The organism is Nocardia seriolae NBRC 15557 (genome assembly GCF_007990715.1).
GTDB classification, from domain to species: Bacteria; Actinomycetota; Actinomycetes; order Mycobacteriales; family Mycobacteriaceae; genus Nocardia; species Nocardia seriolae.
The window spans coordinates 19,048-40,876 of record NZ_BJWY01000002.1 but is presented as its reverse complement, the minus strand read 5'-3'; the positions used below and the strand labels follow the sequence as shown (position 1 = coordinate 40,876).

18 protein-coding genes and 2 tRNA genes are annotated in these 21,829 nt (G+C 68.8%); 13 read left to right on the top strand and 7 right to left on the bottom strand.

Annotated elements, in window-relative coordinates:
* Positions 1-52 precede the first annotated feature (52 nt).
* Together NS2_RS00700 and NS2_RS00695 are read right to left on the bottom strand one after the other, a co-directional pair.
* Positions 53-1,108 (bottom strand): Hsp70 family protein, encoded by a 1,056-nt coding sequence (locus tag NS2_RS00700; RefSeq protein WP_033085066.1) that lies wholly within the window; start codon positions 1,106-1,108, stop codon positions 53-55.
* Between the two features lie 76 nt (positions 1,109-1,184).
* Positions 1,185-1,727 (bottom strand): MarR family winged helix-turn-helix transcriptional regulator, encoded by a 543-nt coding sequence (locus NS2_RS00695; RefSeq protein ID WP_033085130.1) that lies wholly within the window; start codon positions 1,725-1,727, stop codon positions 1,185-1,187.
* Positions 1,728-1,821: 94 nt separating this feature from the next.
* On the opposite strand from NS2_RS00695, the gene NS2_RS00690 reads away from it, so the two are divergent.
* Both NS2_RS00690 and NS2_RS35750 read left to right on the top strand, forming a co-directional pair.
* A tRNA-Cys gene (locus tag NS2_RS00690) sits at positions 1,822-1,895 on the top strand.
* A 395-nt stretch (positions 1,896-2,290) separates the two neighbouring features.
* Entirely contained in the window at positions 2,291-2,560 is a 270-nt protein-coding gene (locus tag NS2_RS35750; RefSeq protein WP_033085065.1) for a hypothetical protein, read from the top strand.
* A gap of 140 nt (positions 2,561-2,700) precedes the next feature.
* Here NS2_RS35750 and NS2_RS00680 read toward each other — a convergent pair whose 3' ends face one another.
* Positions 2,701-3,144, bottom strand: a complete 444-nt coding sequence (locus tag NS2_RS00680; protein ID WP_052085914.1) for an Rv0361 family membrane protein — start codon at positions 3,142-3,144, stop codon at positions 2,701-2,703.
* Between the two features lie 148 nt (positions 3,145-3,292).
* Here NS2_RS00680 and NS2_RS00675 point away from each other — a divergent pair, with 148 nt between their 5' ends.
* From NS2_RS00675 to NS2_RS00655, 5 genes are all read left to right on the top strand, one after another.
* Positions 3,293-4,315 (top strand): iron ABC transporter substrate-binding protein, encoded by a 1,023-nt coding sequence (locus tag NS2_RS00675; RefSeq protein WP_147207046.1) that lies wholly within the window; start codon positions 3,293-3,295, stop codon positions 4,313-4,315.
* Between the two features lie 2 nt (positions 4,316-4,317).
* Complete coding sequence (locus NS2_RS00670; protein ID WP_036546147.1) at positions 4,318-5,889, top strand: ABC transporter permease; 1,572 nt, start codon at positions 4,318-4,320, stop codon at positions 5,887-5,889.
* Complete coding sequence (locus NS2_RS00665; RefSeq protein WP_081985526.1) at positions 5,886-7,022, top strand: ABC transporter ATP-binding protein; 1,137 nt, start codon at positions 5,886-5,888, stop codon at positions 7,020-7,022. Before NS2_RS00670 ends, NS2_RS00665 begins: the two co-directional genes overlap by 4 nt.
* Before the next feature lie 46 nt (positions 7,023-7,068).
* On the top strand, positions 7,069-7,431 hold the full coding sequence (locus tag NS2_RS00660; RefSeq protein WP_143161196.1) for a hypothetical protein: 363 nt from the start codon (positions 7,069-7,071) through the stop codon (positions 7,429-7,431).
* A 123-nt stretch (positions 7,432-7,554) separates the two neighbouring features.
* Positions 7,555-8,952: a hypothetical protein gene (locus NS2_RS00655; protein WP_143161197.1), complete on the top strand. Its 1,398-nt coding sequence runs from the start codon at positions 7,555-7,557 to the stop codon at positions 8,950-8,952.
* Between the two features lie 15 nt (positions 8,953-8,967).
* Here NS2_RS00655 and NS2_RS00650 read toward each other — a convergent pair whose 3' ends face one another.
* The 4 genes from NS2_RS00650 to NS2_RS00635 all read right to left on the bottom strand — a co-directional run bounded on the left by NS2_RS00650 (position 8,968) and on the right by NS2_RS00635 (position 12,522).
* Positions 8,968-10,245, bottom strand: coding sequence for an alpha/beta hydrolase family protein (locus NS2_RS00650; protein ID WP_084978510.1), 1,278 nt, complete (start codon positions 10,243-10,245; stop codon positions 8,968-8,970).
* Between the two features lie 363 nt (positions 10,246-10,608).
* A tRNA-Arg gene (locus tag NS2_RS00645) sits at positions 10,609-10,684 on the bottom strand.
* A gap of 129 nt (positions 10,685-10,813) precedes the next feature.
* A complete protein-coding gene (locus NS2_RS00640; protein WP_033085126.1) occupies positions 10,814-11,527 on the bottom strand; it encodes a DUF305 domain-containing protein in 714 nt (237 codons plus the stop codon).
* An 11-nt stretch (positions 11,528-11,538) separates the two neighbouring features.
* A complete protein-coding gene (locus NS2_RS00635; RefSeq protein WP_045437286.1) occupies positions 11,539-12,522 on the bottom strand; it encodes a thioredoxin-like domain-containing protein in 984 nt (327 codons plus the stop codon).
* A gap of 122 nt (positions 12,523-12,644) precedes the next feature.
* Here NS2_RS00635 and argS point away from each other — a divergent pair, with 122 nt between their 5' ends.
* The 6 genes from argS to rho all read left to right on the top strand — a co-directional run bounded on the left by argS (position 12,645) and on the right by rho (position 21,518).
* Positions 12,645-14,303, top strand: a complete 1,659-nt coding sequence (gene argS / locus NS2_RS00630) for an arginine--tRNA ligase (RefSeq protein ID WP_033085060.1) — start codon at positions 12,645-12,647, stop codon at positions 14,301-14,303.
* A complete protein-coding gene (gene lysA / locus NS2_RS00625; protein WP_033085059.1) occupies positions 14,304-15,725 on the top strand; it encodes a diaminopimelate decarboxylase in 1,422 nt (473 codons plus the stop codon).
* A complete protein-coding gene (locus NS2_RS00620) occupies positions 15,722-17,050 on the top strand; it encodes a homoserine dehydrogenase (RefSeq protein ID WP_045437289.1) in 1,329 nt (442 codons plus the stop codon). Before lysA ends, NS2_RS00620 begins: the two co-directional genes overlap by 4 nt.
* Complete coding sequence (thrC, locus tag NS2_RS00615; protein WP_033085058.1) at positions 17,047-18,135, top strand: threonine synthase; 1,089 nt, start codon at positions 17,047-17,049, stop codon at positions 18,133-18,135. Before NS2_RS00620 ends, thrC begins: the two co-directional genes overlap by 4 nt.
* A gap of 25 nt (positions 18,136-18,160) precedes the next feature.
* Complete coding sequence (thrB, locus tag NS2_RS00610) at positions 18,161-19,117, top strand: homoserine kinase (protein ID WP_033085123.1); 957 nt, start codon at positions 18,161-18,163, stop codon at positions 19,115-19,117.
* Between the two features lie 343 nt (positions 19,118-19,460).
* Positions 19,461-21,518 (top strand): transcription termination factor Rho, encoded by a 2,058-nt coding sequence (rho, locus tag NS2_RS00605; protein WP_081985525.1) that lies wholly within the window; start codon positions 19,461-19,463, stop codon positions 21,516-21,518.
* Positions 21,519-21,829 lie beyond the last annotated feature (311 nt).

The following is a 21,829-nucleotide window of genomic DNA, read 5'->3' as shown; positions in this document are numbered from 1 at the left end:
GGTCATGCGCCTGAGCCGGGCTGCTCCTCTCCCGTTTCCAGGCCGCTTTGGGTCAGCCGTGTTTCGGCGGGCCGACCACTTCGACCGTCGGCGGCTTGCCGTCGGTGTGGTCGCCGTTGTCGCGGTTCATGGCCAGCGCGCCCACGATGGTGCCACCCAGTGTCGCGGTAACCGCCACTGCCGCAACGAGTTTGCGGCGGGAGACGGGTGCCGTGGAGGGGGCCTCGTGCGCACCCGAGCCGGGCGTCAGGTGGACGCTGCGGATGCTGCGGGCCGACGGGCGCTCGGCGGCGAGTAGGACCGCGCCGCGGGTGGAGACGAACTCTGGCTCTGGATCGTAGATCAGCGGCATGTCGAGTTGCTGCTTCAGCTCGTCGCGGATGCTCTTGTTCCGTGTGCAACCGCCCAGCAGGGCGATCCCCGTGGGCCGGACGCCGGTCTCGTCCACCATGTGCCGGACGAAGGAGGCCGAGTGGTGAATACCCGCCTCGACCAGTTCGGCGAAATCACTGCGGGTGACCACGGTGCGCTGCCCGGTGATCGGGTCGCAGACGGCCAGTACGCGTTCGGAGGCCAGCGCCTCCTTCTGTTGACGGGTGGTCGCCATGTCCAGGGTGACGCCGCCGCGGGTGAGCAGCCAGCGCAGCAGGGCGTCGTGGCCGTCACCGCCCAGGACGGTGCTGCGCTTGGTGGCGAGGACGGCATCGGTTCGACAGTCGATCTGGGTGAGGGTCAGGCCGGACGCGCCTAGGTCGTAGAGCAGAATCGAGCCCTCGGTCGGCAGGCGGCCGGTGAAGCGGAGATATCTGAGCTGGGCCACCGGCTCGTCGATGACGGTCAGGCGGTTTCGGCCCGCGGCGGTCCGCACCGATTCGGCGTGCGTATTGCACCGGCAGGTCACGGCGATGCCGGTAATGAATTCGTCCCGCTTGTCGGCGGATTTCCGCATCTGCCGGATGGCCTCGAACACCGCCTCCTCCATGCTGCCGCCACCGGCATGGCGTGGCACCTTGCAACGGTCGATCGGGGGCAGGTGAGGCTGGTCGGAATGGGTGAGCATGGCGCGTGCGCCAGCAGCGCCCGCCGACACCCCGAGGACCAGCACCATGGCCTCAATGGTGAACCTTTTGCGGGCCGAAGCCAAGACTATGACGCAGGAAATTGGCTGCCGGGTCGCTGAAGAGTTACTGACCGGCCCAGCGGGTGGGTGAGCTACCCGGATCGAAGTCACCGGCCGCCTGCCGGAACTCCGACAGCAATTGCAGCAGCAGCTGCAATCGTTCCGGCGGCAGGCCCGCCTCGGCGAAAACGCGCCGGTTCAGCTCGATGGTGGCCTTGGACACCAGATCCCTTCCGGCATCGGTGATTTCGATGAGCGTCGCCCGCCGGTCACTCGGATGTGGGACACGCTTCACCAAGTTCGCGGCCTCCAGCCGGTCGACCGTATTGGTGACCGAGGTGGGGTGCACCTGGAGCCGCGCGCTGGCCACCGCCATGGGCAGCGCGCCGGTTTTGCTGAAACTCAGCAGCATGAGTAGCTCGTATCGGGAAAAGGTCAAGCCGGACGGTCGCAAAGCTTCGTCGACGCGCGCCATCACGATCTGCTGGGCCCGCACGAGGGACGTCACCGCCGCCATTCCGTCGGCCACCTCACCCCAGCCGTGGTCCGTCCACTGACGATGCGCCTCCTCGATCGGATCGAGTGGCAGCGGACGGGGACGCGACATGCCACCGATCATCGCACGTTGCGGACCGGTAGGAATCACAGTGATTCGAAACCTCGGCCGCGCGCCCGATTCGCGCCATTATCAATGGGCCGATGCGGGTGTGTCCGAGTGGTTAGGAGCAGGTCTGCAAAACCTGTCACACGGGTTCGAGTCCCGTCGCTCGCTCCATCGGAAAGCGCCTCCCAGGCCGGATATGGGAGGCGCTTTCGCGTTCAGACGGGAACACGCCGGAAAGGTCGCGCAACACCGTGTGATTGCGGTCTGCGGCGGTGCCGAGCGTGTATTCCGGCAGCAGGCCGAAGTATTCGCCCCTGGAACGGGTGCTCCAGCGGCGGGCGGCCTCGGTGCGGGTCTTGTAGAAGTTGACCGTGTAGCCGCCCTCATAGAGGCGGAGCAGGGTGTAGCCGCCCGGATACTCCTTGGCGGCCGCGACTTCCAGGAACTCGACGGGAATCGGAAGGTCGGGGCGGGTGCGGCGATTCCGGTGGGTGTGGCCGGAGTGGTGCAGGAAGACGCCGGGGGCCGATCGGTAGATCGATTGCAGCTCGGCGGCATCGGCGGTCGTGATTGCCGCGCGGGGCGAACCAGCCCCGGCCTGGGACCCCGAAGTTCGCGAGTCGCGAGTGCACGCCGCGCACCTGGTCGGGAGTGGCCTCGGCGGTCAGGTCACCGGCCAGCAGCGGATGGTCCACGGCGCGGTCGGGGCGGCGTATGTCGTCGAGCAGCGCAGCCAGCATGACCTCGGGATACGCTGCGAGACCGGGCTCTTGGCGGAAATCGGGCGGCAGGCCCGCGGTGATGATGCCGCTGACCTCCCGCCGAGTCCGCGGTGATGGTGACGACCTCCAGATCGGTCGCCACCGTCGAACCCGGTTGTGCGCGAGCCGGACTCGCCCAGCTCATCGGCAGTGCCGCCGCCGCGAGCAGACCGAGAACCTGTCGCCGACTCGGGCCGCAGCAGCTCATGGCCGTCCTATTTCGCGTCGGTGGAGCAGACCTTCCATACGCCGTCTTCCTTGCGCAGGTGTTCGCTGGTGGATCGCTTGCTGGGTGCGGACCCCGGCATGGTGAAGGTGCCGAGGGTGGTGGCGGTGGCGCGGTCGCCGCTGATGGTGATGCCCCCGATGGAGTCGACCTTCATCGTGACCTTGTTCTGATCCGTCTGCTTCTTCGCCGATTCCGGCAGTGCCGCGTACTGCGCGCGGTCGCCCGCACAGGTCAGGTCGACGGCCTCGGCCGCGCCGCCGGAGCCCAGGGCGTCGTAGAAATCCCGCAGCGCGGTCTCGACCCGCTGGTTCTCGCTGGGTCCGGAGTCCTTGCCGCCCAATGTCACCGCGGTTGCGACGCCGCCTCCCACGAGCACCACGGCCGCGACGCCGAGTCCGATGGTCAGGGGAGTGCGGCGATTGCGGGTCATCGAGATCCTTCGACTCGGGCCGATCTTCGGTTGCGGAACGTCTGGAGAGTACGGCAATTGCATGTCGATTGGTGGGGCGGCATTTGAACCCGACGGGCGGGAATGTACGTTGGTTAGGCAAACCTCAGAGGTGAGTGGAAGGACGGTCATGACGGCGGCTCGATGGAAACTGGTTTCCGGCGCACTGGCGGCGATCGCCGTGCTCGGGGCGACCACGGCCTGCTCGAACTTGTCCAAGGACGACAACGAGATTCTGGTCTACAACGCCCAGCACGAATCCCTCACCAAGGAGTGGGTGGACGCCTTCACCAAGGACACCGGCATCAAGGTGACCATCCGCAACGGCGGTGACACCGACCTGGGCAATCAGCTCGTCGCCGAGGGCAGGAACTCCAAGGCCGACGTCTTCCTCACCGAGAACTCCCCGGCCATGGCGCTGGTCGAGAACGCGGGCCTGTTCGCCGATGTCGACAAGGACACGCTGGCGCAGGTGCCCGAGCAGTTCCGCCCGTCCACCGGCAAGTGGACCGGAATCGCCGCGCGCTCAACCGTTTTCGTCTACAACACCGCCAAGCTCCCGGCCGACCAGCTGCCCAAGTCGCTGCTGGATCTGCAGCAGCCGCAGTGGAAGGGCCGCTGGAGCGGCGCCGCCGCGGGCGCGGACTTCCAGGCCATCGTGGCCGCCCTGCTCGCCCAGAAGGGCGAGGACGCCACCAAGGCGTGGCTGAAGGGGATGAAGGACAACGCGATCATCTCGCAGAACAACACCACCGTCATGAAGAACGCCAACGCCGGGCAGTTCGACGGCGGCGTGATCTACCACTACTACTGGTACCGCGACCAGGCCAAGACCAAGGAGAACAGCGGCAACACCCAGCTGTTCTACTTCAAGAACCAGGACCCGGGCACCTTCGTCTCGGTTTCCGGTGGCGGCGTGCTGAAGTCGAGCGCCAAGCAGGCCAACGCCCAGAAGTTCCTGAACTTCATCACCTCCAAGAAGGGCCAGGAGGTGCTGCAGAAGGGTGACTCCATGGAGTACCCGGTGGCCTCCGACGTCGCGGCCAACCCGGCGCTGCCGCCGCTGGCCTCGCTGGACGCGCCCAAGATCGACCCGAGCAAGCTGGACGCCAAGAAGGTCGCGCAGCTCATGACCGAGGCGGGCCTGCTCTAACCGTGTCAGTTCGGACCGCGGTACCCACCGCTACGAAGGCGTCGCCGACCCGGGCCACCCGGCCCGGGTCGGTCGTCATCATTGCCGCCCTGCTCCTGGTGGCGGCCACCTTCGTGCCGCTGGGCTACATCGTGTCCACCCTGGTCTCGACCGGCTGGGACGAGACCGCGCACTTGATCTTCCGCCCGCGCGTCGGCGAATTGCTGCGCAATACCGCCGAATTGGTGGTGCTGACGGTGCCGATCTGCGTCGCGCTGGGCGTCGGGCTGGCCTGGATCGTGGAACGCACCGACGTGCCGGGCGCGGCCTGGTGGGGGCCGATATTCGCGGCCCCGCTGGCGGTTCCGGCCTTCGTCAACAGCTACGGCTGGGTCAGCGCCATCCCGGCACTGCACGGGTTGTGGGCCGGGGTGCTGGTCGCGACCGTGTCGTACTTCCCGCTGGTGTACCTACCGGCGGCGGCGACCCTGCGGCGGCTGGATCCCGCGGTGGAGGAATCGGCTCGGGCCCTGGGCTCCGGGCCGATCGCCATTTTCGTGCGCGTCGTGCTGCCGCAGCTGCGGCTGGCGATTCTCGGTGGCGGACTGCTGATCTCGCTGCATCTGCTGGCCGAATACGGCGCGTTCGCCATGATCCGGTTCCAGACCTTCACCACCGCCATCTTCGAGCAGTACCAGTCGAGCTTCGCGGGAGCCGCGGGCAGCACGCTGGCCGGCGTCCTGGTGGTGCTGTGCCTGGTGCTGCTGGCCGGGGAGGCCGCGGTGCGCGGGCGCGCCCGCTACGCCCGGGTCGGCGGCGGCGCGCAGCGCGGGGCGAACCGGATTCGGCTGGGCCCGGCCAAGATTCCCATGTTCCTGTTGCTGACCGGCGCGCTGGCGGCCACCCTGGGGGTGCCGCTGTGGACCATCGGGCGCTGGCTGAAGATCGGCGGCGCGGCGGTGTGGAATACCGCCGAGATCGGCGAATCCCTCGGCCAGACCATCGGTCTGGCCGCCACGGCCGCGGTGATCACCACCCTGTGCGCCTTCCCGGTGGCCTGGATCGCGGTCCGCTCCGGCTCGCGATTCGCGCGAATCATCGAGGGCGCCAACTACATCACCAGCTCATTGCCTGGCATCGTGATCGCGCTGGCGCTGGTGACCGTGAGCATCCGCTGGCTGCCCGCGCTCTACCAGACCGCCGCGACCATCCTGGCCGCCTACACCCTCATGTTCCTGCCGCGCGCGCTGGTCAGCGTGCGGGCCGGGTTGGCGCAGGTGCCGGTGGGGCTGGAGGAGGCCTCGCAGGTGCTCGGAAAGTCGCCCACCGCAACGTTCTTCCGGGTCACGCTGCGCCTGACCGCACCCGCGGCGGCCGCGGCGGCGGCCATGGTGTTCGTGGCCGTGGCCACCGAACTGACCGCCACCCTGCTGCTCGCCCCCAATGGCACCCGCACCCTCGCCATGGGGTTCTGGCAGCTGTCGGGGGAGCTGGACTACGCCGCGGCCGCACCGTACGCGCTGATCATGATCCTCGTCTCGGTGCCGGTCACCTATCTGCTGTTCACCCAATCCAGGAAGGCGGCGGGATTGTGAGTCGTCTTGTCGTAGACCAGGTTTCCAAGTCCTTCGGGACCGCGCCGGTGCTCGACGGCATCTGCCTCGACGTGGCCGACGGCAGCGCCACCGCCGTGGTCGGGTCCTCCGGCTGCGGCAAGACCACGCTGCTGCGGGTGATCGCGGGCTTCGAGAACCCGGACGCGGGATCGGTGTCCATCGGCGGGGAAGTCATTGCCCGGCAAGGATTCTCGGTACCGCCGCATCGACGCGCCATCGGCTACGTGGCGCAGGACGGCGCACTGTTCCCGCATCTGACGGTGGGGCAGAACATCGCCTACGGACTCGGCGGCGGACTCGGCGGGCGGCGCAGGCACCGGCAGCGGATCGCCGAACTGCTCGAAATGGTCTCGCTGGACCCGTCTTACGCCGATCGCCGCCCGCACCAGCTCTCCGGCGGGCAGCAGCAGCGGGTGGCCCTGGCCCGCGCCATGGCCCGGCAACCCAAGGTCATGCTGCTGGACGAGCCCTTCAGCGCGCTCGACACCGGACTGCGCGCCGCCACCCGGCAGGCCGTCGCCGAAACCCTGCGCGCCGCGGGCATGACGAGCATCCTGGTCACCCACGATCAGGAGGAGGCGCTGTCCTTCGCCGATCAGGTGGCGGTCATGTGCTCGGGCCGCTTCACCCAGGTCGGGACGCCGGAAGACGTGTACGCCGCCCCGGCGGACCTGTTCACGGCCGGATTCCTCGGCGACACCGTGCTGCTCGACGCCAGCATCGGGACCGAGACCGCCGAGACCGTGCTGGGCCGGATCCCGGTGCAGGTGAACGCGCCCACCGGCGCGGGCGCGGTCATGATGCGACCCGAGCAGCTGCACGCCCGGGTGGTCACCAACGGACACCCCGGCTGTGCGACCGTGCGCGCCATCGAGTTCCGGGGTGCGGACGTCATGCTGACCCTCGATCTCGACGGCTGTCCGGAGGCCGTCCAGGTGCGCCGGGTGAGCGTGGACGCGCCCGCGGTCGGCGATCGGGTGGAGCTCGAAGTCCTCGGCGCGGCAGTCGCTTTCACCTCCGAGCAGTGCGCGGCCGCGGGGCGGTCCACTGGAATGCGACTGGACGGTCAGGCAAGCGCCTATATTGGCGCGGAGGCCAATTCGCTGAGCTGATCGAGTTCCGGCCTCGGCTCGACCCGAAGGAGATCCGGTGCCCCCCGTGAGCAACCGAATGCGCCGCACGCTGCTCGTCACATCCGTTCTCGCCGCCGCCTGCGCGCTCGCACCCGTCGCGGCCGCGGAACCCGCCGGACCGGCGCTGACGATCCAGGCCGTCTACGGACCCGAACAGTTCCCCATGGCGGGCATCGCGGCCGATATCGCGCTCTGCGGCGGGGGAGCCAACCTCGCGACCGTCACCACCGGCATCGACGGCTCGGCCGTCTACAACGGCGCACCCGGCTGCTACCGGGTGCAGATCGCCACCCCGATCGGCTGCGCCCTCGACGGCGACGCGGCCGTTCAGATCACCTCGGTGCCGGGCGGCACCCCACCGGCAACCTTCCGGTTCCGCTGCGCCTGAGAAATGTGACCGACTCCACTTCTCAGAATCCCCACAGATCGTTCCTGTTAACCTCGCCAACAGATAGCTGCTCGTTATTGCTGTAACGCGGAAGGCGTCGCATCACCGACGAAAGGTGACGAGATGGGCGCGAGGTTCGCGTTGGCACAACCGTGGGGCGTGAATGCGCCCCGGGCGATCCGCCGTTTCGCGGGTCCGGTGGAGACGATGGCGGCGGTGCTCGGGGCGGCGATCGCGGGATTGTTCCTGTTGGCCCCGCTCAATCTCGGCGGGTCCGAGGGATCGGTCCTGGAACTCGACCTCATGGTGCTGAACATGCCGCGCGCGGCCGCGGCGGGTGCGGCGTTCGCGGTGGTCTCGGCGGCTCTGGTGGTCGCGCTCGGGCGGCGCAGCGCGTGGATCGCCTCGTTCGGCAGCGCGGTGGTGCTGCTCGTCAACCACCTCTGGAACAGCGCCCCGGCCGGGACCGGGGTCATGACCACCGTCAACTACATCGACGCCATCTTCAGCGGAATCCTGCTCGGCGCGCTCGCCGTCGCGGTGTTCGGCAAACCGGTGGCGACCGGGGCCTACCTGATCGGCGCGCTGTCGGGAATCCTGATCGGTGATCAGACCTCGCTGCCCGAGTCGGGTGAGGGCAATCCGCTCATCGAATGGGCCTCCGGCGCGACGCCACCCCTGTGGTTGATGCTGATCTCGGCCGTCCTGCTGGCGCTGGGTATCGCGGCGCAGCACACCGATCCGGCGGTCCAGGACGAGAACACCGATCTGGCGATCGGGCCGATTCTCTCGGCGCTGGTGCTGGTCACCGCGACCGCGCTGTCGACCGAATGGTTCGTGCGGCACGAGGGCACGCCCGCGCAGATCGCGGTGGCGGTGTCCATCACCGTCGGCGCGGCCGCGGTGGCGGCGCTGCTGCTGCCGGGACGTGAGGGCACGCTGGTGCTGCTGGCGGTGGCGGTGGCCAATGCGGGCAGCGCGATCATCGCGGTGCCGCGGCCGGATTGGACCGCGCCCTTCCCGGTGCTCGCCGTCATCCTCGGGCTGGCGGCCGGACGGCGTTGGCGCGCACCGTGGATCGGGCTCGCCGCCACCGGCGGGCTGGCTGTCTTCGCGGCCGCAACGGCTGGTAGCCCGCACCTGCACGCGGTGATCCCGGTGCTCGGGGTGACCCTCACCGGGCTGATCATCGGCTACTGCTTCGGCGCGGCGGTGCCCGCGACGGCGGGCAGCGCCGTGGTAGCAGTGGCCGTGCTGATCGTGCCGTGCCTGGTGGTGGCGCTGCGCGGCAGCAGTTTCGGGCGGATCGCGTATTCGCCGCGCTGGTACCGGGATCCGCAGGCGGCGCTCTCGTCGACGCCCGGCTGGATGGCCCTGGTGATCACGCTGGGCTGCGCGGCGGGACTGTACGTGCTGTGGCGGCTGCGGTCACCGCGCGTCGTGGCGACGCCCGAAGCCCCGGCCGTCCCGCGCGTCGTTCCGGTGCGCGATTTCGGGCGGAACGTGTTGTCCCAGGGGTAGTCCGGGCGCGCTCGGCTAGCGGTCGAAGCGGGTGTCCACCCAGACCAGCGCGTCATTGAACGACGCCTCCAGGACGCCGCGGTGATCCACGCCCGGATAGGTGTGGTACTGCACGGGCTGCCCACCGGCCCGCTGCTGCACGACCATGGCATCGGTGGCCGGCGGCGGGACCGTGGTGTCGGAGCGCCCCTGCAACACCAGCAGCGGCTGGGTGAACGACAGTGCGCTGGGGTCGTTTTCGTTCAGGACGCGGACCAGGCCGGAGATGTCGCCATTGCGGAGGAACACCTCGTCGGTGCCCAACCCGCCCCAGGAGTCGGGTCGGCGCAGCTGGCCGATGCACTCGGTGTCGGCCTGCGCCAGCATGGATTGCGCACGGGGCGTGAGGAATCGGGCCGGATCCAGGTCGGCCACCGTCTGCGCGCCGCGAATGATCAACGGCAGGAACGAGACCGCGCCGCCGGTGAGCGGGGTGAGCGCGCCCGCCGCAACGGCGGTGGTGGCCACCTGCGAGGCCTGGAGTCCGATGCCCTGATGTGAGGCGGGCGCGAGCGCGACCGAGCCCAGCAGCTGTAGCTCGGGGGCCCACTGCTGGGCCTGTGCATCGGTGAAGATCGCGGCCTGGCCGCCCTGGGAGTGCCCCATCGCCACCCAGCGGGTGCCGATCTCGGGATCGACTTCCCGAGCGGCCCTTGCCATATCGGTGACGGCGCGCTGTTCGGCGGTGCCGATCAGATAGCCGTGCGGCCCGGGGGTGCCCAGCCCCTGATAGTCGGTCTGCGCCACCGCGTACCCGGCCGCGATCCACCGCTCCTGCACCCGGCGGACCAGCGCGGCGTAATCGTGGGCGGGGAACTCGGGGGAGGTGTCGCGTGAGGGCGCGCACTCATCGGCGACGCCGGTGGTGCCGTGCGCCCAGGAGATGAGCGGCCAGCCGCCCGGCGGCGGCGTGCCCTCCGGGACGGCGAGCGTGCCGGAGACCGCGACCGGATTGCCGTGCATGTCGATCGACCGGTACAGCATCAGGTAGTTGCGTGCGCCCGCCAGGGCGGGATCGCCTGTGACCGGCCGCAATTGGATGACCGAGCCGTGCGTGCCCGCAACCCGGTCCTCGGCCGCGCTGTAGAACGCCTGATCCGCCGACTCCTCGGGCGTCACCGGGGTGGCGGCGACCGGCGCGGCCAGGCTCAATCCGGTGAGAGCAGCCGCGACGACGCCGGTGAATCCTCCGGCGAGCGGGCGCGAGACGTGTCGCTGTGGCATTTCCGCACGGGCGCTCTCGGTCTCGGACACCCTTCAGAACATACCGGCCCGTACACGTTTCACTTGGTAAGGCAGGCCGGGCGAGATCACGCTGCGGCCCGGGCGCGCCCGGTATACCGGCCTGGCCGCGTCGTCCGCGAAACCGCAATCAAATCAACGAATCTCGCCGAGTATCCCCGCGCGTCCCGGAAAAACGCGCTCGCGGTGCCCGATTACCTCCGGCACAACCGGGCACCGCGATGCGCAGCTACCACTCTGGTCGCGAACGTCGCCCGGCGGAATCCCTATCGGTGACGATGGCACGAAAAGTCAGTCATTGCGTGCCATCAACGGGCAAAGAGGTGCCATCAACGAGTAAGGCCCCGACCGTGATTCACGGTCGGGGCCTTACTGTGGTGCCCTCGGCAGGATTCGAACCTGCGGCCTTCTGCTCCGGAGGCAGACGCTCTATCCCCTGAGCTACGAGGGCGGGGATGGTCCCGTCCGGTCTCCCGGTCGGGCTGGGAAAGCGTATCGCATCGGCTGCGCTGCGCCAAAAACCGACGCGGACCGGGTGTTTTGAACACCCGGTCCGCGACCGGAGCCGACTCGCGGCAGGTCAGTTCATCGGCAGCGGGGCGACCTTGCGCTCGGCGAGCATCTGGGTCATCAGATCGGCCTCGCCCTGCTGTGTCTTGGCCATGCTCTGCGCCAGCGTCCGCACCGCGTCGGTGTCGGCGCGCTGGGCGGCGTACTCGATCATCGGCATGCCGCCCTGGTGGTGGCGCAGCATGAGTTGCAGGAACAGCGTGTCCAGGGCGGTGCCGGTGGCCTTGCCCAGCTCCGCCATCTCCTGATCCGAGGCCATGCCGGGCATGGCCTGCACGGCGCCGGAATGCATGGCGGTGCCGGAATGCTGATGCGACGACATGTCGGTCATCCAGCCCATGTAGCCGTCCGGGGCGATGAGCGGCTCGTTCCACTCCTGCAACCAGCCCTGCATGCGGCCGGCCTGATTGGCCTGCGTTGTGAGGATGTCATAGGCCAGGCGCTTGACCGCCGGATCGGTGGACCCGGACAGCGTGACACCCGCCATCTGCACCGCCTGGGTGTGGTGCACCGACATGTCCTGGGAGAAGCCGACATCCACCGCGCCCGGCGTCTCCGGCGCGGTGCGCATCGCATTGTCGACCAGGATGCCGCCCAGGAATCCGGTCAGCAGCACCCCGACGATGGCCAGTATCAACAGCACCTGCCGCTGGTTGCGGCGCGGCTGCTGGACGGGCTCGGCGGCGGGGTCCGGCTCGGAACTGCGGTCGGGGATATCAGACATGAACGGCGCCACTACTCGGTCGTAGCCGGCTGATCCGGCTGGGTCGGGGCATCGGTCGGAGCCGGGATGGCCGGGATGCCCTCGGGCACCGTCGGACTCGCGGGCGCCGCCGGGCTGCCGGTCGGCAGCGTGATGCCGCCGGGCAGACCGGGGACGGAGCCGGGCATGCCCGGAATGCCGCCGGCCTCGTCCTGGGCGCTGGTGGCGCCCTTGCCGTCCATCGGAATCGCGTCGGGGCCGGGCGCGGACGCGTCGAAGGCGGGCGGGTTGTCGACATTGAAGGTCGGGTTGGCGCAGTCCGCGCCGACCTCGGGGTAGGTGTACTGGTTCAGCCGCAGCGCGGTGATGAAGTCGCGGATCCGCTCGTCACCGGCGCTGTCCAGCTTGAGTTGGTGGCCCCAGGACTGCAGCGAGATCGGGCGGTCCAGGCCCGGGTACGGCGACATCAGCATGTAGGGACGGCCCTTGACGGACTTCTTGAGCTGGTCGACGTCGCCGCCGCTGAGCTTGTCCGGGTTGTAGGTGATCCAGATCGCACCGTGCTCCATGGAGTGCACGGCGTTCTCGGTGCGAATCGCCTTGCTGTACACCACGCCGGTGCAGGCCGCCCAGGAGCTGTCGTGCGGTCCGCCGAAGGGCGGGGTCTGGTCGTAGGCGACCCGCTGCTTGGCCGTGATGTGCAGGCCCGCCGGGTAGTCCTTCTTCACGACGCCGGAAATGCGGTCGGACGGATCCTTCTGCTGTGCGGTGGGCACGAATTCCTTGACGTCGGACTGGGCCTTGCTGGTGGCCTGCTTGGCCGCGATCTTGGGCACGATCACCCAGGCGATGCCGCCGATCAACGCGAGCACGCAGACCACGGCCGCGATCATGAGCCACGGGACCTGGCGCTTACCGCCCAGGTTCCCGCCTCCGCCACCCTTGCGCGCTGATCCGGCTGACTTGCCCGCGGCCTTGATGGCCTTGGCCGATTTGGCACTGGTCCTGCTTGGCATGCTTGTTGTGCTCTTTTCGACGTGTCGGACAATCAAACGACGCGGCCGCATCGTTTGCTGGGCACCTGCCCGGTGGTGCCCGCTCGCGGCGTTCACCTGCTCAGACCATAGGATAGTGACTCGTGACTCCAGCTGACCTTGCAGATCTCCTTCGTGCTACCGCGGCGAAGGTACTTGTCGAACGCGGATCCGACCCAGCGGTCCTGCCCGACGAGGTCAAGGTGGAGCGTCCTCGCAACCCTGAGCACGGAGACTATGCCACGAATGTAGCCATGCAGGTAGGGAAGAAGGCGGGAATGAACCCCCGCGATTTCGCCACTCTGCTCGCCGAGGCGCTCGCGCAGGCCGAGGGCATCGACGCCGCCGAGGTCGCGGGACCTGGCTTTTTGAACATTCGCCTGGCCAAGTCCGCGCAGGGCGCGATCGTGGCGAAGATTCTCGAGGCCGGTGAGAACTTCGGCACCGCGGGCACTCTCGCGGGCACCGCCATCAATCTCGAATTCGTCTCCGCCAACCCGACCGGTCCGATCCACCTGGGCGGCACCCGCTGGGCCTCGGTCGGCGACGCGCTGGGCCGGATCCTGGCTTCGCAGGGCGCGGACGTCACCCGCGAGTACTACTTCAACGACCACGGCGCGCAGATCGACCGCTTCGCCAATTCGCTGGTGGCCGCAGCGCTGGGGCAGCCGACCCCCGAGGACGGCTATGCGGGCGACTACATCAATGAGATCGCCGACACCGTCGTCAAGGCCAACCCGGGTGTGCTGGAACTCCCGGAGACCGAGCGGCACGAGCTGTTCCGCCGCGAGGGCGTCGAGCTCATGTTCGCGCACATCAAGAAGACGCTGCACGAGTTCGGCACCGACTTCGACGTGTACTTCAACGAGAGCTCGCTGTTCGCCTCGGGCGCGGTGGAGAAGGCCATCGACACGCTCAAGGCGTCGGGCAAGCTGTACGAGAAGGACGGCGCCTGGTGGATCGCCTCCACCGAATACGGCGACGACAAGGACCGCGTCGTCATCAAGAGCGACGGCAAGTCCGCCTACATCGGCGGTGACATCGCCTACTTCCAGAACAAGCGCTCGCGCGGCTTCGACCTGTGCATCTACATGCTCGGCGCGGACCACCACGGCTACATCGGCCGCCTCAAGGCCGCCGCGGCCGCCTTCGGGGACGACCCCGACACCGTCGAGGTGCTCATCGGCCAGATGGTGAATCTAGTGAAAGACGGTGCCGCCGTTCGGATGTCGAAGCGCGCGGGCACCGTGGTCACGCTCGACGACCTGGTCGAGCAGATCGGCGTGGACGCCGCCCGCTACTCGCTGGTGCGTTCCTCGGTGAACTCCAGCATCGACATCGACCTGGACCTGTGGACCCGCCAGGACAGCGAAAATCCGGTCTACTACGTGCAATACGCGCACGCGCGGACCAATCAGATCATCGGCAACTCCGCGGCCTTCGACTACGCCGCGGTGACACCGGATTTCGCGCTGCTGACCGACGACCGCGAGGGCGAGCTCATTCGCACGCTGGGCGAGTACCCGCGCGTGGTGGCCACCGCCGCCGAGATGCGCGAGCCGCACCGCGTCGTGCGCTACCTCGAGGAGCTGGCCGGGGCGTACCACCCCTTCCAGTCCGACAAGACGCTGCGCGTCATCCCGCAGGGCGACGATGTGGTCACCCCGCTCAATGCCGCTCGCCTCGAGCTGGTCAAAGCCACCCGTCAGGTCCTCGCCAACGGCCTCGGCCTGCTAGGCGTCACTGCTCCGGAGCGTATGTAGATGAATGCCCACCCCGCCGGACCCCGTCACGCGGACATCCCGCACGCCCCGACCCTGTCGGAGCGGCCCGGTGACCCGGCGCAGATGATCGAACTGCCCGCACATGTGTGGCCGCGCAACGCTTCTCGCGAAGCCGACGGCGTGGTCTCGATGGCCGGGGTCCCGGTGACCGAGCTGGCCGCCGAGTTCGGCACCCCGCTGTTCGTGGTGGACGAGGACGACTTCCGTTCGCGCTGCCGGGACATGGTGCGCGCCTACGGCGAGCACGCCCGGGTGCACTACGCCTCCAAGGCGTTCCTGTGCGGCGAGGTCGCGCGCTGGGTGCGCGACGAGGGCCTGTACCTGGACGTGGCCTCCGGCGGCGAGCTGGGCGTGGCGCTGCACGCGGGCTTCCCCGCCGAGCGAATCGCCATGCACGGCAACAACAAATCGGTCGTCGAACTGGAGCAGGCGGTCGCCGCCGGGGTCGGGCACGTGGTGCTCGACTCGCTGATCGAGATCGATCGGCTCGAGGCGGTCGCGGGCCGCGCCGGAGTGGTGCAGGACGTGCTGGTCCGGGTCACCGTCGGCGTGGAAGCCCATACCCACGAATACATTTCGACCGCGCACGAGGATCAGAAGTTCGGCTTCTCGATCGCCGACGGTTCCGCGCTCGAGGCGGTCGGTCGCGTCTTCGACGCCCGCAATCTGCGCCTGGTCGGCCTGCACAGCCACATCGGCTCGCAGATCTTCGACATCGACGGCTTCGAGGTGTCCACCCGGCGCATGCTGCGCCTGCTCAGCGAGGTCGCCGAGAAGTACGGCGTCGCCCGCACCGAGCAGATGCACCTGCTGGATCTCGGTGGCGGGCTCGGCATCTCTTACGTGCCCAGCGATGACGCGCCGCCGCTGTTCGATTTCGCCGAGAAGGTGCGCCACATCGTGGACAGCGAGGCCGCCGCACTGGGCCTGGCCGTCCCCGAGATCGCGGTGGAGCCTGGCCGGGCCATCGCGGGACCGGGCACCGTCACCGTTTACGAGGTGGGTACCGTCAAGGACGTGACGCTCGACGCGGGCGCGCAGCGCCGTTACGTCAGCGTCGACGGCGGTATGAGCGACAACATCCGGCCGGCGCTGTATCAGGCCGAGTACGACTGCCGATTGGTCTCGCGCAGCAGCGAATCCGATCCGGTGGTGGCTCGGGTGGTCGGAAAGCATTGCGAGAGTGGGGATATCGTCATCCGCGATACCTGGCTCCCGGCCGATGTCGGCCCGGGCGACCTGATCGCGGTGGCCGCGACCGGCGCGTACTGCTACTCGATGTCGAGCCGTTACAACATGCTCACCCGGCCTGCCGTGGTCGCGGTGCGAGACGGCAAGGCGCGCTTGATCCTTCGTCGTGAAACGGTGGAGGACCTACTCAGCTTGGAGGTGAAGGCATGACCGAGAACAGAAACGGCGTGTGGGGACAGGATCACCCCATTGGAGTCGCGGTCCTCGGCATGGGCACGGTCGGCACCGAGGTCGTTCGGATCATCCGCGATCACGCCGACGACCTGTGCAACCGTGTGGGCGCGCCCGTCGTGCTGCGCGGTGTCGCCGTGCGCGACCTGAGCAAGGACCGCGGCCTGCCCGCCGACCTGCTCACCACCGACGCCGAGGCCCTGGTGACCCGCGACGATGTCGACATCGTCGTCGAGGTCATGGGTGGCATCGACCCGGCCCGCGCCCTCATCACCGCCGCCCTCAACGCGGGCAAGTCGGTCGTCACCGCCAACAAGGCGCTGCTGGCCGATTACACCGGCGAACTGGCCGCCGCGGCCGAGAACCACCGCGCCGACCTGTATTTCGAGGCCGCCGTCGCGGGTGCCATCCCGGTGATCCGCCCGCTCATCCAGTCGCTGTCCGGCGACCGGGTCAACCGCGTGGTCGGCATCGTGAACGGCACCACCAACTTCATCCTCTCGGCCATGGCCGAGACCGGCGCCAACTACGCCGACGTGCTGGCCGAGGCCACCCGCCTGGGCTACGCCGAGGCCGACCCGACCGCCGACGTCGAGGGCTACGACGCCGCCGCCAAGGCCGCGATTCTGGCTTCGGTCGCCTTCCACACCCGCGTCACCTCCGGCGATGTCTACCGGGAGGGCATCTCCAAGATCACCGCCGAGGATCTGGAAACCGCGGCGGCCGTGGGCTGCACGGTGAAGCTGCTGGCCATGGCCGAGCGGGTCAGCGACGAGGACGGCAAGGACAAGGTCTCCGTCCGCGTGTACCCGGCGCTCATCCCGCGCAAGCATCCCCTCGCATCGGTCAACGGCGCGTTCAACGCGGTGGTCGTGGAGGCGGAGAACGCCGGACGCCTGATGTTCTACGGCCAGGGCGCGGGCGGCGCGCCGACCGCCTCGGCCGTCATGGGCGACCTGGTGATGGCGGCGCGCAACAAGTTCTTCGGTGGCCGCGCCCCCGGTGAATCGGTTTATGCTGAACTGCCGATCGCCTCGATCGGGGATACCCCGACCCGCTACCACGTGAACCTGCAGGTAGCCGACCGCACCGGCGTGCTGGAGGCGGTCGCGGGCGAATTCGCGAAGCACAGTGTGAGCATCTCGACGGTCCGCCAGGAGGGCCACGACGAGGGCGCGCGCTTGGTCGTAGTGACCCACCACGCGCAGGAATCCGCGCTGGCGGATACCGTTGCGGCGTTGGCCGAACTGGACTCCGTCACGTCCGTGACCAGTGTTCTGAGATTGGAAGGCACCGAGGAATGAGTGCAACCGCACGCGCCGCAGCCGTGCATACCCCTTGGCCGGGTCTGATCGACGCGTACCGGGATCGCCTCCCGATTCCCGCCGACTGGAGGGCCGTCACTCTCTTCGAGGGCGGCACCCCGCTGGTGCCCGCGCACCACCTCTCCGAGCTCACCGGCTGCGAGGTCTACCTCAAGGTCGAGGGCGCGAACCCGACCGGCTCGTTCAAGGACCGTGGCATGACCATGGCGATGACCGACGCCAAGTACAACGGCAAGAAGGCCGTGCTGTGCGCCTCCACCGGCAACACCTCGGCGTCGGCGGCGGCCTACGCCACCCGCGCCGGGCTGCACTGCGCGGTGCTGATCCCCTCGGGCAAGATCGCCATGGGCAAGCTGGCCCAGGCGGTCATGCTGGGCGCCAAGATCATTCAGGTGGACGGCAACTTCGACGACTGTCTCGAGCTGGCCCGCAAGGTCACCTCGGACTTCCCCGAGGTCGGCCTGGTGAACTCGGTGAACCCGGCCCGCATCGAGGGCCAGAAGACCGCCGCCTTCGAGATCGCCGACGCGCTGGGCAAGGCCCCCGATGTGCACGTGCTGCCGGTCGGCAACGCGGGCAACATCACCGCGTACTGGAAGGGCTACAGCGAGTACTACGCCGACGGCACCACCACCTCGCGCCCGCGCATGCTGGGCGTGCAGGCCGCCGGTGCCGCGCCGCTGGTGTACGGCGCTCCGGTGTCGAACCCGGAGACCATCGCGACCGCCATCCGGATCGGCGCGCCCGCGTCCTGGAACCAGGCCGTTGCCGCCAAGGAGGAGTCCGGCGGCGCGTTCCGCGCGGCCACCGATGACGAGATCCTGGCCGCGTACCGCCTGGTCGCGGCCAAGGAGGGCGTCTTCGTGGAGCCCGCCTCCGCCGCCTCGGTCGCCGGTCTGCTGGCCGCGCGCGCCGAGGGCTGGATGGACGCCGGTCTCACCGTGGTCTGCACGGTGACCGGCAACGGCCTCAAGGACCCGGACAACGCGCTCAAGGGCATGCCCGAGGTGAAGCCCATCGCCGTCGACCCGGTCGCCGTGGCCCACGAACTCGAGCTGGCCTGAGTTGAATTCGCGCGACGCCCAACTCATGACCCGGACGCTGCCCGCCGGAATCTCCGTCACCGTGCGGGTTCCGGCGTCCAGCGCCAACCTCGGCCCGGGTTTCGATTCCCTGGGAATCGCTTTGGGGCTCTACGACGAGATCACGGTGTCCACCACGGACTCCGGGCTCACCATCCGGGTCGAGGGGGAGGGCGCCGACGATGTGCCCTGGGGCCCTTCGCATCTGGTGGTGCGGGCCATCGAACGCGGCCTGCAGGCCGCAGGGGTGTGGGCCGACGGCCTGGACGTGGTGTGCCGCAACGTGATTCCGCACTCGCGGGGCATGGGTTCCTCGGCCTCGGCGGCGGTCGGCGGCCTGGCGGCCGGGCGCGGGCTGGCCGCGAAGTTCGATCCCGAGCTGGCCTACGGCGACGACGTGCTGGTCCAGCTGGCCGGTGAATTCGAAGGTCACCCGGACAATTCCTCGGCCAGCATCCTGGGCGGATTCGTGGTGTGCTGGACCGAAACCGACCGTTCGGCGGACGAAAACGGCAGTGCCGACGCACATCACGCCCGCATCTACCGCGCGGTCCGGCTCGAGCCGCACCCGTCGCTGCGGCCGGTGGTGCTCATTCCCGAGGAGCGTTCGGCCACCGCGCACACCCGCGGGCTGCTCCCGGACATGGTTCCGCACGTCGACGCGGCTTTCAATGCCAGCCGGTCGGCGCTGGCGGTAGTCGCCTTGACGCAGCGGCCCGAGCTGCTGCTGCCGGCCACGGCCGACCGGCTACACCAGGGCTACCGCGCCTCGGCGCTGCCGTTGACCACCAAATGGGTGGAGCGGCTGCGCGAGGCCGGGATCGCGGCCACCGTGTCGGGGGCGGGCCCGACCGTGCTCGCCTTCACGACCAGCGAATTCCCCGAAGAACTGCGCGAACTCGCGATCGCGGACGGCATGCGCGTGCTGGAGCCGGGCATCGCCGGCGGCGTCCTGGTGGATTGACAGCGCGCCTGCCTTGCCGATGCAAAAGGTGGGAGCTATCCTGAGCGAGTCCGTACATCGTGCGCGTCAGACGCCGGTGCTTCATCAGGGCAAATCGCTCCAGAGGCTCCTTGCTCAGGCTCGAGGCTTGAGGCTCGAAACTTGGGGGTAGCCAGTCAACTGGAATGATCTCTCCAACCTTTTTCGTGTGATGAGCACCAGCACTCGGTGGCGAAGCCCACGTGGTGGCGACCCCGCCGCCCAGGCGGGACAGGCGATACGGCATCCGAGTTCGGCACGAGACCGGACTGCAGGAGGAACCCTCGAACAGGCACACGGCGGTCGAGGGAAGGAAAGGATTTCCGTGACAGATACGGACCTGCTCGCGACACCCAGAACGGATAGCGATACAGCGTCCGCGGGTAGCCGCGAAAGTGACTCCGGACAGATTTCGAAGATGAGCGAACAAACTGACGTCGCACGATCGGGGCTGACTGGAATGTTGTTGCCGCAGTTGCGTGCACTTGCGGGAGAGCTCGGTATCCGGGGCACTTCCGGGATGCGTAAGGGTGATCTCATCGCCGCCATCAAGGAGAACCAGTCCGGAGGCGCCGGTAAGACGGCCGCTACCGGCAAGGCCACGCGAAATGCCAAGGCCAAGGCCGAGGACGCGCCGAACGGTGGGGAGTCCGCGTCGGTGAAGGTCGCCGCCGCCGAGCCCGCTGCGGCCAAGGCCGAGGTGAAGGCGGAAGCGCAGGCGGAGGCTCCGGCGAAGCACGTCGAGAAGGCCGAAGCGCGCCAAAACTCTTCGGAGACTCGCGAATCCAAGCGTGAGGAGGGCGACAACGCCCGCGCCGAGGGTGGCGAGGACGCCCGTGACGGTGGCCAGCGTGGCCGCGGTCGCCAGCGCCGGGGCCGCGAGCAGCGCGGTGCCGGCAATGCCGAGGCCACCGCCGCCGAGGCGCCCGCCGCCGACAAGGGTGAGCAGTCCGAGGGGGGCGAGCGCCGCCGCGACCGCCGCAACCAGGGCGAGCGCAACAACCAGGGTGAGCGCAACCAGGGTGAGCGCAACAACCAGGGCGAGCGCAACCAGAACGGCGGCCAGCAGAACCAGAACGGCACCGGGCGCAACAACCCGCGTGACGCCCGCGACGATGACGACGAGGAAGGCGGCCGCGGTCGCCGGGGCCGTCGCTTCCGCGAGCGTCGTCGCGGCCGGGACCGCGAGGGCGGCACCGGCGGCGGCGAGGCTCGCGAGATGGAGATCCGCGAGGACGACGTCCTGCAGCCGGTCGCGGGCATCCTCGATGTCCTCGACAACTACGCGTTCGTCCGCACCTCGGGCTACCTGGCCGGGCCGAACGACGTGTACGTGTCGATGAACCTGGTCCGCAAGAACGGCCTGCGCCGCGGTGACGCCATCACCGGCGCGGTCCGCGCCCCGCGCGACGGCGACCAGTCCAACCAGCGTCAGAAGTTCGATCCGCTGGTGCGGCTGGACACGGTCAACGGCACCGATGTCGAAAGTGCCCGCCGCCGTCCGGAATTCAACAAGCTGACCCCGCTGTACCCGAACCAGCGACTGCGGCTGGAGACCCAGCCGAACAAGCTGACCACGCGCATCATCGACCTGATCATGCCGATCGGTAAGGGTCAGCGCGCGCTGATCGTGTCCCCGCCCAAGGCCGGTAAGACCACGATCATGCAGGACATCGCGAACGCGATCTCGGTCAACAACCCCGAGTGCTACCTCATGGTCGTCCTGGTGGACGAGCGTCCCGAGGAAGTGACCGACATGCAGCGCTCGGTGCGCGGCGAGGTCATCGCCTCCACGTTCGACCGGCCGCCGAGCGACCACACCTCGGTCGCCGAGCTCGCCATCGAGCGGGCGAAGCGCCTGGTGGAGCAGGGCCAGGACGTCGTCGTGCTGCTCGACTCGATCACCCGATTGGGCCGCGCGTACAACAACTCCTCGCCTGCCTCGGGCCGAATCCTTTCCGGTGGTGTGGATTCCACCGCGTTGTACCCGCCCAAGCGGTTCCTCGGCGCGGCCCGCAATATCGAGAACGGCGGCTCGCTCTCCATCATCGCCACCGCGATGGTGGAGACCGGTTCCACCGGTGACACGGTCATCTTCGAGGAGTTCAAGGGCACCGGCAACGCCGAGCTCAAGCTCGATCGCAAGATCGCCGAGCGTCGCGTGTTCCCGGCGGTCGACGTCAACCCGTCCGGCACCCGCCGCGACGATCTGCTGATGTCGCCCGATGAGGCCGCGGTCCTGCACAAGCTGCGTCGCGTGCTCTCCGGCCTGGATTCACATCAGGCCATCGACCTGCTGGTCGACCGGTTGAAGAAGACCAAGAGCAATGTCGAGTTCCTCATGACGGTCTCCAAGACCGCCCCGGGTGCGCTCGACGAATAAGTCTGGCGCGCAATCGGATTCGGGCTGAAGAAGAACAGCCCGATGAAGGCGCCACCGGCGATGAGCACGCCGAGAATGAGCGCGGTCACGGCACCGGATACGTCCGGTGCCGTGACCGCTATATAGGTGAGTGTGTCGTCCCCCCCGCGGTGGGATTGGGGTCGTGTTCAGGGGCCCCACCGCGTTGCCGGACTCTCCGGGAGCCATCCACCAGCCGAGCGCGACCAGTACGAACAGTGTGATCAGGACCCCGCCCGCGACGATCTCCGCGCGCCGCCGGGTTGCCCTCCCGGTTCCGGCTTGCGCGCTCA